Origin of the sequence: Sphingomonas sp. PAMC 26621 (genome assembly GCF_000251145.1) — a bacterium.
Classification (GTDB): Bacteria; Pseudomonadota; Alphaproteobacteria; order Sphingomonadales; family Sphingomonadaceae; genus Sphingomonas.
In genome coordinates, this window is sequence record NZ_AIDW01000009.1 from 155,161 (window position 1) to 168,132 (window position 12,972).

11 protein-coding genes and 1 tRNA gene are annotated in these 12,972 nt (G+C 63.9%); 8 read left to right on the forward strand and 4 right to left on the reverse strand.

What is annotated here, in order from left to right; all coding sequences use genetic code 11:
• Positions 1 to 113 precede the first annotated feature (113 nt).
• Positions 114 to 1,322, forward strand: coding sequence for a glycosyltransferase (locus tag RI03_RS04415; protein WP_238542265.1), 1,209 nt, complete (start codon positions 114 to 116; stop codon positions 1,320 to 1,322).
• A gap of 361 nt (positions 1,323 to 1,683) precedes the next feature.
• On the opposite strand, the gene RI03_RS24510 is transcribed toward RI03_RS04415, so the two are convergent.
• Positions 1,684 to 2,349: a hypothetical protein gene (locus tag RI03_RS24510; RefSeq protein WP_238542267.1), complete on the reverse strand. Its 666-nt coding sequence runs from the start codon at positions 2,347 to 2,349 to the stop codon at positions 1,684 to 1,686.
• A 78-nt stretch (positions 2,350 to 2,427) separates the two neighbouring features.
• Here RI03_RS24510 and RI03_RS24515 point away from each other — a divergent pair, with 78 nt between their 5' ends.
• The 5 genes from RI03_RS24515 to RI03_RS04440 all read left to right on the forward strand — a co-directional run bounded on the left by RI03_RS24515 (position 2,428) and on the right by RI03_RS04440 (position 8,412).
• Positions 2,428 to 2,961 (forward strand): hypothetical protein, encoded by a 534-nt coding sequence (locus tag RI03_RS24515; RefSeq protein WP_238542269.1) that lies wholly within the window; start codon positions 2,428 to 2,430, stop codon positions 2,959 to 2,961.
• Positions 2,962 to 3,262: 301 nt separating this feature from the next.
• Entirely contained in the window at positions 3,263 to 4,897 is a 1,635-nt protein-coding gene (locus tag RI03_RS04425; RefSeq protein WP_026046445.1) for a Na+/H+ antiporter, read from the forward strand.
• 319 nt (positions 4,898 to 5,216) lie between these two features.
• On the forward strand, positions 5,217 to 6,281 hold the full coding sequence (locus RI03_RS04430) for a DUF47 family protein (protein WP_010215497.1): 1,065 nt from the start codon (positions 5,217 to 5,219) through the stop codon (positions 6,279 to 6,281).
• Positions 6,282 to 6,293: 12 nt separating this feature from the next.
• A complete protein-coding gene (locus tag RI03_RS04435) occupies positions 6,294 to 7,307 on the forward strand; it encodes an inorganic phosphate transporter (protein WP_010162549.1) in 1,014 nt (337 codons plus the stop codon).
• A 295-nt stretch (positions 7,308 to 7,602) separates the two neighbouring features.
• Positions 7,603 to 8,412 carry a response regulator transcription factor gene (locus RI03_RS04440; RefSeq protein ID WP_010215498.1) on the forward strand — a complete coding sequence of 270 codons (810 nt, stop codon included), beginning with the start codon at positions 7,603 to 7,605 and terminating at the stop codon, positions 8,410 to 8,412.
• Positions 8,413 to 8,589: 177 nt separating this feature from the next.
• Here RI03_RS04440 and RI03_RS04445 read toward each other — a convergent pair whose 3' ends face one another.
• Complete coding sequence (locus tag RI03_RS04445; protein ID WP_010215499.1) at positions 8,590 to 9,372, reverse strand: winged helix-turn-helix domain-containing protein; 783 nt, start codon at positions 9,370 to 9,372, stop codon at positions 8,590 to 8,592.
• A gap of 149 nt (positions 9,373 to 9,521) precedes the next feature.
• On the opposite strand from RI03_RS04445, the gene RI03_RS04450 reads away from it, so the two are divergent.
• The gene (locus RI03_RS04450; RefSeq protein ID WP_010215500.1) at positions 9,522 to 10,292 is read left to right on the forward strand and encodes a class I SAM-dependent methyltransferase; all 771 of its coding nucleotides are present in this window, start codon (positions 9,522 to 9,524) and stop codon (positions 10,290 to 10,292) included.
• Positions 10,293 to 10,388: 96 nt separating this feature from the next.
• Here RI03_RS04450 and RI03_RS04455 read toward each other — a convergent pair whose 3' ends face one another.
• Together RI03_RS04455 and RI03_RS04460 are read right to left on the reverse strand one after the other, a co-directional pair.
• Positions 10,389 to 11,561: a hypothetical protein gene (locus RI03_RS04455; protein ID WP_010215501.1), complete on the reverse strand. Its 1,173-nt coding sequence runs from the start codon at positions 11,559 to 11,561 to the stop codon at positions 10,389 to 10,391.
• 230 nt (positions 11,562 to 11,791) lie between these two features.
• Positions 11,792 to 11,882: transfer RNA gene (locus RI03_RS04460), tRNA-Ser, on the reverse strand.
• A gap of 112 nt (positions 11,883 to 11,994) precedes the next feature.
• Here RI03_RS04460 and RI03_RS04465 point away from each other — a divergent pair.
• Positions 11,995 to 12,894, forward strand: coding sequence for a peptidylprolyl isomerase (locus RI03_RS04465; protein ID WP_010215502.1), 900 nt, complete (start codon positions 11,995 to 11,997; stop codon positions 12,892 to 12,894).
• Positions 12,895 to 12,972: the final 78 nt, after the last annotated feature.

Here is a 12,972-nt window from a genome sequence, read left to right on the forward strand (position 1 = left end):
AACCGGCGTTTCGGCCCAGGACTGCAGTTTTGCGAGGTCCCGACGGTGCCTCGCTTCCGCCAAGGCCGCTTTCAGTGCGGTGATCATGCGCTGCCATTCCATAATGTACCAGCGTGATTACCCGATCAAGGTTACCAATAAATGACCACACCGTGCTGAATTTAGATGATGATGGCCTAAAGGATGAACCGATGAAGGTTCTGGTCAGTTCGCCGATCCCGGTCGTCAAAAGCGGTACGGCTTATTTCACCCTCGACCTATGGGCTCGAGACGTGAATGCGCAGGCTCAGGTCGCGGCGGTGACGGTGCTGTGCAATGTCGAATCCGCAATCGAGGGTGCGATGATGCCGCTCGATCCCCGGATCGACGTCATTCCGGCAGCGTCGGGTGCAGTTTCGGGCGATGTCTTGGCAGGAGCGGTAGCGCGCGCCGATGTCATCCAGATCACCGGGCAGGCCGGCTGGCGTGCCGCGGCGGAGTCCAGGCGGATCCTGAGAGTAGCGAAGCGATCCGCAACACCCGTATTTCTGGGCATATCGAGCAATCGAGCGCGTACGAACGTCATCAACGCGCAGAAGCAGTCGTTCGCACACCGCCTTCGCGCGCGGATCCGGGCTTTTGACATCACGGCAACGCAGCGATGGCTGGCGCGCCGGTCGGCAGGGGTATTCGTGGTAGGCGAAGGGCTCCGCAAGCTGATCGAGCCGGTCGCGCGAACGATTCATGTCGGCGTCGCGAGCTGGGTCGAGGAGAGCGATATCGCGCCGCCACGGCAGAGAGGTGTCGATCTCGCGCGGGTGTGCATGGCAGGCCGGCTCGAACCGATGAAGGGATTTCACATCGGGATCGAAGCGTTCGCGCTTGCCGGGCCGCAACACTTCGCCGGACTGACCATCATTGGTGAGGGGGCGGAACGCGAACGCCTGACGAGCCTTGCAGGTCACGCGGGTATCGATGCGTTCAAGATGCTACACGGCGTTTCTTACCCCGATGGCTTCTTCGCGTTTCTCGATCGTCAGGACATCGTGTTGATGACCAACCTCAACGACGAGCAGCCCCGGCTGATTTTCGATGCGATCAGCCGCGGGTGCATCCCGCTGTGCCCCGCTACGCCGCCTTACCGGTCACTCGGGCTTGATCCCAGGGTGCTGTACGAGCAAGGTTCGGCGGAATCGCTTGCCGCAAGGCTGCGAGAGCTAGCGGATCCGGATGTACGCATGGCGCTCTCCCAAAGCATCGCTGCACTGGCACGCACCTATACGGTGACCGCCATGCATCGAGCCCGGTTGCAGTGGATGAAAGAGGCTCGATCAACTGCCTGAACGCGCCTCTTCAATCGTCACCGTCGAAACACTTTCGCGTCGAGCCTCTCCTTTCCGGACGCGGGAGAACGGCGAGCAGGGCCCGGCTCCGATCGACCCAGACCGCCGGTGGTAGGCAGGGCCGTCGCACGTCACCCGACCGGGGCCGAACGCGCCACTGCCGGGACAGCAAACCTTGGCCCGTCCCTGGACCGTAAGGCCCGTGGTCGAATGACCGGTCGGTTCTATGGAGAATTTCGGTATCCCTGGGTATAGCCCGCTCTGACCACGCTCGCCAACGGGCCTCGTTTTACAGAAGGCGCCTTGTAGCTTGATGCAAAGAAAGAAAGGTCGCTTCGCAAGTCGGCGGTCCGGGCGCGTTTTACTTGTCGCCGCGGGAGGGATGACGCTGTTTCTGGTGATCCTCATAGTGTTGATCACAAGCGGCCGCCCCACGGTCGAGGCGGGACTGCCGCCGACCGCCGAACAGGTCGGCGCAGGTCGAGATGCCTTTCTGCAGTTGAAAGCCAGTCGGGATCGACCCGACGGTCGAAGCAGCATTCACTTCGGGCCTGCGCAGCTTGACGGGATGAGTGCGATGGCAACGCACGGTTTTCAGCCGGACCGGTTGAGAATGGCGGTTGACCGGGGCGTTTTGAACATTGCGGGAAGCCATCGTCTGTTCGCCGGGCGCTGGCTCAATATTGCCGTGACCACCCAGGGTCGCAGTATCGGATTCCCGCCGGTTCGGTTGACGATTGGCGCACTGACCTTGCGCGGCGCGCTCGCGCGGTGGACGATCGAGCTTGGTCGCCTGGCGGTACGCTTTCGTCATGTCGATTTGCCGCCGCTCGATCAACTCGTCCGTACGGTCGCGATCAGCGACGATCAGGTCGCAGCGGAGATCCATTTCTCCCGCAGGAGCGGGTTGGTGGATCAGATGGCGGGTCTCCCGAGCGGCTCGGTTGACGAAGCGCTCGTGGCGAAGATCTATTGCCGCCTGGCGTCCGCTCAACGCGCGCAGCCGCTGAGCGAGTTGACCGATCATTTGCACCGCGCGTTTGCGACGTCGGATCCGAATGCCGGAACGCCAGATCATAATCGCGCGACGTTCATCGCCCTCGCCATGTTGCTGGTCGACGAACGAGCGGGCGATCTTGCCGGCTCGGCGCGGGCCGATACCGCATCCTGTCGCTCGCGTGCACAACTGGGGTCGCATGGGCCGATCGCGACGATCCGGGGACGCTCGGACTGGCCGATGCATTGGGCGTTGTCGGCGGCACTCGCGGCGGGCACCGGCAGCCACCTCGCCGAAGCGATGGGAGAATGGAAGGAATTGGCGGACAGCCTCGCCAAGCAATCCGAATTTGCGATTGGCGATCCCACCGGCTTTTCTTTTGCCGACCTGGCAGCCGACCGATCCGGATATCAGGTAGCGCAGGCTGCCGTCCGGCCCGAAACGGCAATGGCCTTAGCCAACCGCCTCCGCAGCGTCACATCCGAGGCGCTGTTGCCGACGGACCTTACCAACCGCGAAGACGGCATTTCGAACGCGGAGTTCGTCCGCCGGTACGGCGGACTGGCCGACCCCCGGTTCCACGCGCACGTTGCCCAGATTGATGCGACGCTCCGGGAGGGCGAAGTGTTGCGAAATCCATAAACGCAAAGCGTGCGATCCAAAGCGGGGATCGAGTTTCGACACCACCGACCGCGATACACATCAGTCCCTGCGTTTCCTCTTCTGACGCCGGCCCCGTATCCGAGGCCGGGGAACGGGGCGGCCCTTCCCATGATGATCGTCGTGGGGAACGACAAGCGGTCCTGACTGACCGAATGTAGGTCGTGCGATCAGCGCGAGTCGTTGATCTTGCGCCCCAAAGCCGCACTAACCCGTCTCGGCTCAGGGGCAAAAGACGTGCTACGCGCGCTGCCGTGGCGTTGGGCCATGCAGGAGTGCAGGCTTGGAATCCGTATCGATTGTGTTGATCCTGCTGCTTGCGGTCGTCGTAAGCGGGGCCGTCTCGCGGATGCTGCCGGTCGCTGTTCCGACGCCTCTGGTCCAGATCGCTTTGGGATTCGTCGTAGGTCTTGCCACGCATTTGCGCGTCGCGCTCGATCCCGAGCTCTTCATGCTCCTGTTCCTGCCACCGCTTCTGTTTCTCGATGGCTGGCGTATCCCAAAGGACGCGCTCTTAAAGGATTTGTCGACCGTCGTTGAGCTTGCGTTGGGCCTGGTCCTGCTGACCGTGATCGGCGTGGGCTTTCTGATCCACTGGATGATCCCGGCCATGCCGCTCGCCGTGGCGTTCGCGCTGGCGGCGGTTATATCGCCCACCGATCCGATCGCGGTGTCGGCAATCGCCGCGCGCGTTCCGATTCCGAAGCGGATGATGCACATTCTCGAAGGGGAGTCGCTGCTGAACGACGCATCGGGCCTGGTGTGCCTGCGCGTCGCGATCGCCGCCGCACTGACGGGCAGTTTTTCGGCCACCGGGGCGGCGTTGAACTTTCTCTGGATGGCGGGGGCAGGGATCTTCGTCGGCGTCGCGCTGACGCTGGCAGTGACGCGGACGAAGGCGTGGGTATCACGCCGCTTTGGCGAAGAGACGGGGTCGCAGATCCTGATCAGCGTTCTCATACCATTTGGCGCCTATCTGATCGCCGAACATGTCCACGCATCTGGTATCCTTGCCGCGGTGGCGGCGGGCGTGACGATGAGCTTCGCGGAGATTTCGCGTCAGGCGCTGGCGGTCACCCGGATGCGGCGTAATTCAGTGTGGGACACGATTCAGTTCGCGGCCAACGGCATGATTTTCGTGCTGCTGGGGGAACAGTTACCCGAGATACTCTCGGGACTCGATCAGACCGTCGCGCTGACGGGCCATATCAGTCCGTGGTGGCTGGCCCTGTACGTTGCGGCGATCATGGCAGGCCTCGCCGCGTTGCGTTTCGTCTGGGTGTGGGTCTCGCTTCGGATCACGCTGTTGCGGCGCGCACCGGGAGGCGAGACCGGATCTAGCCCACCCTGGCGGCTGGTCGCGGCAATGTCGTTTGCCGGGGTGCGCGGTGCGATTACGCTCGCTGGCGTGCTGACGCTGCCGATGGTGATGGGAAACGGCACGCCCTTCCCAGGGCGCGAGCTCGCGATCTTCCTTGCAACGGGGATCATCCTCAGCTCGCTCGTCCTTGCGAGCATCGGTCTGCCGCTGCTCCTGCGAGGGCTGACCATGCCGCCCGAGCCTTCGCAGCAGGCAGCGGAAGACATGGCGCGCGTGGCGGCTGCCGAAGCCGCGATCAAGACGATCGAACGCGTGCAGCATGCACTGGCCGAAGGGCGCAAAGATGCGGACATCTATGCCGCTGCCGGCGCGCGCATCATGGACGGATATCGCGAACGGATCGAAAGCCGTAGCCTGGGCAGCGACGCCAGCCAGGCGGCGCGCGAAAACGAGCGGATCGAGCGCGAACTCCCGCTTGCCGCAGTCCGCGCAGAGCGTGCGGAGATCCTGTCGATCGCGCGCGAACGTGGCTTGGGCAGCGAGCTTGCCGCCAAACTTTTGCGCGAACTGGACCTGCTCGAGGTGCGGTACAAGTAGCGTGCCCGCGCCAGCGTGGGCCCGCGGTACCGGAGGATCGGTGTCCACGGAAAGCAGCGGTTTCTGCCAACCGTTCAGGCCAAAGCGGCGGCAATGTTCGAAGTGGCCTACCGCATGAGCGCCCGCCATGACCATGCTGGCCTGCCGCATGGCGGCCCGCTGCAGGGAAGATTCACCTGCAAAACCTTGATCGTGCAAAGGGATTGGCGGGGCAGTCGCTCTTCGATACGGTCGAGCGTCTAACGGGAGTCCGACGATCCGCCAAATTGCAGCATTACCCTATCGGACTGATGGGACGAAAATCGACGCATCGGTGCGGGTGCTCCTGGTTACGTCGCGCGAAAGCAAGCGGTGGGTCATCCCAAAGGGCAATCCTATGGTCGGGATGGCGGCGCACGCCGCTGCGGCGCTGGAGGCCGAGGAAGAAGCGGGGGTCAGTGGTCTCGTCTGCCCGACGCCCCTGGGTTCGTATCGCTATCGCAAGCGTAAGGGCAATGGCGCGTCGCTCATGCTTGACGTCGATGTCTTCCCGCTGGCCGTCACGCGGGAAATGGATTCGTGGAAGGAGCAATCGCAGCGCGAGCGCCGCTGGTTCTCCCTCCCGGACGCCGCAAGTGTCGTTGACGAAAGCGATCTTCGCGATCTCATCCGTTCTTTTGGTCCAGCCGAATTCAAGACCGCCGCAAATCGCAAAGGTGTGTTGGCGACCGTAGCTCAAAAATCGAAGGTCAGTCCGATGTTTGCCTGGTTCCAGCGTCTCTTGCCCCGCACCGGCAACTTCTTCGAACTGTTCGAAGCGCATGCCGTCGCTATCGGCGCAGGGGCCGACGCGCTGTCGCGCTTGCTGCAGGATGGGACGCGTGCCGCCGCCGATCATATCCGCGAGGTGATCGAGCGTGAGCACGACGCCGACGACATCAATCGTGAAATGCTTCTGACCGTACGCCGCACCTTTCTCACGCCGTTTGACCGCGGCGCGATCACCAGCCTGATCGGCGCAATGGACGATTCGATCGACGAGATGCAGTCCGCGGTGCAGGCGATCGATCTGTACGAGGTGACCAGCTTCACGAGCGAAATGAAGGACATGGCCGCGATCATCGTCGATGCCGCACGTTTGACGGCGGAAGCGATGCCGCTGCTGCGCGACGTCGGGCGCAACGGGACGCGGCTGCATGAGTTGACCGAACGCATGGTCCGCATGGAGAGCCAGGCGGATGAGATCCACACCAGAGGCGTCAAGCGCGCTTTCAAGGAAATGGGCGCGACCGACACGCTCGGCTTCATCGTGTCACGCGAGGTCTACAAACATCTCGAGCGGATCGTCGACGCGTTCGAGGAGGTCGCGAACGAAATCGACGGCATCGTCATCGATCACGCCTGAGCGACCAGACCGATGCATTCCCTTGCCTTCCCTCTGCTGATCGGCCTCGTCGCCGTCGCGCTGGCGTTCGATTTTCTCAACGGCCTCCACGATGCCGCCAATTCGATCGCGACCGTCGTCTCGACGCGCTTACTGAAGCCAGTTCATGCCGTGCTGTTCGCGGGCTTCTTCAATTTTGCCGCCTATTTCCTGACCATCACTTTCCCCAGCCTTCATGCGGTCGCCTCGACGATCGGGCAGGGGCTGATCGCCAAGGATCTGGTGACCCCCGCGGTGGTGTTTGGCGCGCTAGTCGGTGCGATGTTCTGGAATGTCGTGACCTGGCTCAAAGGCATTCCCTCCTCGTCGAGCCATGCGCTGGTCGGCGGAATGATCGGATCGGGCGTCGCGCATGCCGGTTTTACCGGCGTGCAGTGGACTGGGCTTAACAAGACGCTGATCGCGATCGTCCTGTCGCCCGTGCTCGGCATGATCCTGTCGATGATCATCATGCTGGCCTCGAGCTGGCTGTTCCGCCGCGCCAGCCATCGCACCGCCGAGCGCTCTTTCCGGGCGCTCCACTTGATCTCGTCGGGGACCTACTCGCTCAGCCACGGCCTCAACGACGCGCAAAAGACGATGGGGATCATCACCGTCCTGTTGTTCTCGACCGGTTATCTGCACGGCGCGTTCGAAGTCCCGCATTGGGTCGCGATCAGTTGCTATATCGCGATGGGGCTCGGTACGTTGACCGGCGGGTGGAAGATCATCGAAACGATGGGATCGCGCATCACGAAGCTATCGCAACATCAAGGCTTCAGCGCTTCGCTCGGTGGTTCGGTTATGGTGTTCGCAGCATCGCTGCTGGGCATTCCGGTTTCGACGACGCACACGATCACGGGGTGCATCATTGGCGCAGGCGTGGCGCGGCGTGCGTCGGCGGTGCGTTGGGGAGTCGCGCAGAATGTCTTGATTGCCTGGATTATAACAATCCCGGCGTCGGCGGCAGTCGGGGCGACATTCTACCTGCTGACGACGCTGCTATAGCGAACTGCCGATAGCTGCGACACGTCCTGTAGGTCGGGAACGCTAATATCTATCACGTTTTTGCGACGGGACCGGGTAGCCCAGCGCCTCGAGGTAAGCCGATCCATGCTGCTCGACGCCCTTGCGATGACAACCCTGAGCGCTGTCGTGGTTTGCTTTCGGGCCGTACCGAGATGACGGGCTGAAGCTGGGGTTGCCGCGGTCACTGTGCCGGCTGGTCTGCTCGTCTCGGCATTGGCAGTCTTCGTCGTTGCAGAACCACTATTCCGCGCCCGATCGAACCCGGTTCAGAGCGATGCCGTCGGAAGCCAATGGCGACGTCGCGGGGTTTGACGAATGGTTCAATGGAACCCAACTTGACCGCTGTCACAAAAATGTCATGCATCAACGGATGCCGAACCTGTTGCTGCTAGGCCTTGCAAATCTTGACTGGCATACGCCCCTTTTGGAGGCGATTGCGTCGCGATACACGACGACGCTGCTAGGCCTCGCGGAGCTCGATACGCTCGAACGCGGCGTCCGGTTCGATGTATCGATCGTTCCCCTGAATGCCCTGCGATTCTTGCGCTCGACGGAACCATATGAACGACTGGGTGCGATCCTGGTGGTTGCCGATCGCGCTGACGAGAATGGCCGTATCGCCGCGTTCGCGTGGGGTGCCACGGATTGCATCGCGCCGGATATTTCGGGGGCAGAGCTCAAAGCGCGCTTGGCGGCCATCTTCCGCCGATGTGCGGGAGCACCGACTACCCCTCAGCTTACCCAAAGCCTGAGCGGTACCTGGTATCTCAACGTTACGCGGCGGTATCTGGTCAGCCCGCATGGCCAACGGATCGAACTTCCCGGCTCGACCTTCGAGATATTCCTGGCCTTGGCAAGCCGACCTCGCCGCGTTCTATCCCGATCGTTTCTGGTGGTTGCCCTTGGAAATGGCAAACACGCCGACACGCGCAGCATCGACGTGATCATCACGCGCTTGCGCAAGATCCTGGACCGGAACTGTCCGTCAGGTGCGGCGATGATAGGGACGGTGCGAAACGAGGGATATCAGTTGGCGCGCGACGTTCAGCGCGACGAGCATGGCTTCCGGATCCAGGACGTCTGATCTTTGAAGGCTTCCACCGGATCGACGCCATCATCGGGCTACCGTGTCCGGGCGCGGGCAGGCTCCGTGGCTTATACCCCGGATGCGTTTTGCAGGTTCGGGCTCGCTCGCCAATGCAACCGACCAGTGCGTGTCGAGGACGACGAAACTCGCGCGTTGCGGCCGCTTCGCTTTAAGTTACCGATCCAAGGTCTCGACTTTCAACGTCCGAAGTTGCGCAATGGTGGCCGCTGCCAGCCCGTTCGGCGGCGCAACCGCCATTCCCGTCCAGGTGACCCGCCCGGAGCCGTCGACCTCTTCCATGGACAGGGTCGAGATGCCGTTCCACAATATAAGCCGTGAACGGAACCACAATTGTCGCCGCTTCTGAACCGGGCCGGGCGGTGTCGGTGCGGATAGGACGTCCACCCCCATCCGTGACAGGCGGTCGGTAAGCAACGCCTGCAAGGCGATCGCGAGCGGGCGATACTGCGGCTTCCCCGTGTCGTTGGCTGTGGGGGTGACGACGAGCGTCAAGCGGTCGTGCGATCGAGATCGCATCGCCAGAAAGCCCGTGCCGACCAGCGCAACGACCGCCACTGCGATCACCAAAGATCGCAGCACGCTTCGTCGGGCAGGGGCGGCGGGGGGCGGTGCTGCGACGGGCGGCGCTTCGTCACTCAATCGGTAGCCGCGTTTCGGGATCGTCGCGATGAAGCGGGGCGCGCTTGCATCGTCGCCAAGCGCACGGCGCAGGTCGGCGATGACGACCGCGACGCTATTGGGGCTGACCGATCGGCCTTCCCAGACGTCCGCCAGAATCTCGTCCCGCGACACCGGGCTGCCACGGCTCCGGCACAGCATCTCGAGCGTGCGCGCGGCGCGATGTTCGAGCGGAATTTCGGTCTCCCCCGCGATCAGGCGCGCTCCGACCGCGTCGAACGTCCATGTCCCGATCTGCCATTGCGCCCGCGTCGTCATGGTCCCGCCCTAGCATTGGCCATGTGCAAAGCGGAATGGCGATCAACCGATCAGGGACGCCGATCGGCGCCGGGGGCAGTCTTTACGTCTTCTTGATGGCTTAAACCGGCGACGGCGCTGCCATCGATACGGCCACAAGGAGCCGACTTATGCAATGTTCCCTCAATCCGTTGATCCCGGCCGCAGCCCTGCTGCTGGGGATGACCGCGCCGGTCCACGCTGCCGGCGCGCGGACCGTCATCGACCAGGCGCTTGCGGACCCGAGCCGCGCGACGGACCGCCGACAGGATGCGCGGCGCCACCCTGCCGAACTGGTCGCGCTGGCACACGTAGCGCGTGGACAAAACGTGCTCGATCTCATCCCGGGGGGCGGGTATTGGACCCGCATCTTCAGCCGCGTCGTCGGGCCGACCGGCCATGTCTATGCGGTGTGGCCGAATGCCTATGCGAAGCTGGCAACGCGCGATGTCACCGCGTTGCGCAAAACCGCTGCCTCGCCGGCTTATCGAAACGTCGCGGTCGCGATCCAGCCGCAGGCGTTGCCTACGGCGCCGACACCGCTCGACGTGGTGTGGACGTCGCAAAACTACCACGATTATGCCGATCCGTTCCTGGGCAGTCCCGGACCCGACGCGCTGGCCCGGGACGCGTTCCGCCTGCTGCGACCGGGTGGGTATTTCATCGTCATCGACCATCGCAGTGCCGCCGGACGCGGGATGGCGGACACCGATACGCTCCACCGCATCGATCCGGTGATCGTGCGTCGCCAGGCGGAAGCAGCTGGGTTCGTCTTCGCCGGCGAGAGCAGGGTCCTCGCCAATGCGTCGGACCCGCTGACGATCAAGGTCTTCGATCCGGCAATCCGTGGTCGCACCAGCCAGTTCGCATACGCGTTCCGCAAGCCCGGCGGCGTACGATGACGATCAACTCCTGTGCGAGGAGTTCCGGAGCGGTGCCGATGCGCCGTCGCTCGCAGATCAGGTCGTCCTGCTGTTACATCGCTTCCGACCGCAGCCTCATCTCAGCGTCAACCCCGCTGGCTGTTCGAAGCGCATCATAGCCGCCCAACCGTAATGATCGGGCCTGAACGTACCGTCGGGACGGCGCCATGCGTCGTCGCTCGCGAGGACCAGTGTGTTCTTCCCCTTGTGGAGCGGTAGTTCGACCCTGGCGTTCTCCGGGCCGAACCGTCCCGCCGGTGCCAGGCGCTTGTTCGCTGGGTAATAGAAGTTCTCGCCCGCATAGACCTGTGCGCCGTTGAGAAACAGCCACGCGCGGGGAACGAAGCCGAGGTCGATTGTCCTGCTGCCATCGGCGACCGCATCGATCTCGACCTTGAGCCAGGCGATTTGTCGACGGGGGCTGTCGTTCTTCGGAATGGCGCGGGCCAGGTTGGCCAGTCCGTCCGGTTCGGCTTCGAATCGCTGCCAGCCTGTGCTCGGTATATCAGTCGGCGTCGGGATACCGCTGGCGGGCGCAGGCGTGACCGGACCGAGCAGCCAATGACGGACGACGCCCGGCTGCGGGACATCGATCAGCGACGGCGCGGACGACCCCGTGTCGTCGGGCCGAACAACCATGTTGGCGAAGATGGCAGGCCCCTTCACCGCGATCCCGCCGCGATCGGCGAGGCCCTGCAACCGCGGGACGTCCAGCGATGGCTCGGGAGCATGGTTGACGAACAATCGTAGCCGCCCGTTCGCGATCACGATGCGGAGGTGGTTCCATCCTGTCGCCACGACCGGCGCACTATGCTGGAAGCGCGAATAGGCGTTCCACTGCATGCGCCCGTTGGTAATCGGGGCATATTGCACACAATCATTGGCAGCCGGGCAGTCCGGGTTGGCGCGCAGATAGACGAACTCGGCGGTATCCGCGTCGCGCCGATGCAGCAGGATCCCGGTATCGGCGTAAGCGAGCGGCTTGATGTCGAACTCGACCGTTCCTTCGGCGAAGGTGCCGACCTTCAGCACGGCATACCCCTCGGTGACGGTCATCAGCCCGTCCGGGAACGCTTCGTCCGGCGCGAACGTCGTCTTCTCCCCCAGCCAGGTCTCGCGGGTCATCGAATAGGTCGTCGTGGCCGTGATCGAAGACGGGGCCGGCACCGGCGCCGCGGAGGCCGGCAAGCTCAGTGCCATCGCACCGAGGGCAAGGCACCGGAGGTGGCGCGGGAAACGGTAGGACATGATCAGGCTCCGATGAATGGGAGGCCTACGTGCCGGGCGCATGCGCCGATGTCGCATAAAGAGAAGGTAAAGACGGTAAAGACGGCCTTCCGAACGGCAGAGCGCCTGAATGGATGATCGCAAAGCTACCCCTTTGCGGTCCGCTCGACGGCGCCGGTCTGTCGCCCGTTCGATTTCGGTAGGGAAGGTTGGTGCCGGTGGTCCGTTGCGGACCACCGGGAACATGTCCGTGGCGGAGCGGGAGGGATTCGAACCCTCGATACGCTTTTGACGTATACTCACTTTCCAGGCGAGCGCCTTCGACCACTCGGCCACCGCTCCGCATGTCCTGGACAGGAACGTCGCCCTAGAGCGTCGATGGCGGCTGTGCAAGCGTGCTGCGCAGGAAGAGGAGGGATTGCATGGCGCGGGGTCGGCATGTCACGATAGCGGAATGATCCTGCTGCCCATGCTCCTGTCGCTTTCCACCACCCAGGGCGTTGCGCCTTCCGCGCCTGCGGCCAAGCCGACCGCCGGACAAATCGCTGCGGCAGCCCCCGCCGATGCGTGGGGCAGCATCGCGCCCGAGGACCTGTTGCTGATTGATTTCGCCGATGGCCAGCGCAGCGTCCTCTGGCTCGCCCCCGCGTTCGCGCCGGTGCATGTCGCCAATATCCGGACCATTGCGCGCAGCGGCTGGTGGGGCGATGCGACGGTCTATCGCGTCCAGGACAATTACGTGACGCAATGGGGCGATGCGACCGAGAAGAAGCCCCCCGCTGCTGGTATCACGGCGCGACCGCCCGCCGAATATGAATGGGCGTGGGGCGCGCATGGCCTGGCGGTCGCCAACCCGTATCGCGACGCTTACGCGACGCGTACCGGCTTCACGCCGAGCGGCTGGGCGGTGGCGGGCGACGGCAAGCGGCAGTGGCTGCCGCATTGCTACGGCATGGTCGGCGTCGCGCGCGATCTGGCCCCCGATACCGGGACGGGCGGGGATCTCTATACCGTGATCGGTCACGCCCCGCGCCATCTCGACCGCAACATTGCGTTGGTCGGGCGTGTGATCGACGGGATGGGCGCGCTGTCAGCGCTGCCGCGCGGGACCGGGGGCGGCCTCGGGCTGTACGAAGATCCAAAGCAACGTGTGCCGATCAAGCGGATCGTGATCGTGGCGGATCTGCCTGCGGCCGAACGTCCGGCGTTTCAGTATCTGCGCCCCGACACAGCGGCGTTCGCCCGAACGCTCGAGGCGCGGGCGAACCGGGGGTTGCCGTTCTTCACGGTACCCGCGGCAGCGGCGGACCTGTGCAACCTGATGGTGCCGGTGCGCAAAGTGCCGGCACGCTGAGGGGGGACGAAACACCGGTACGGCGAGCGGAGGATGCGGCCCCCTGATGGTCTCCCCCGGCCAAGGCCGGGGCCCAGG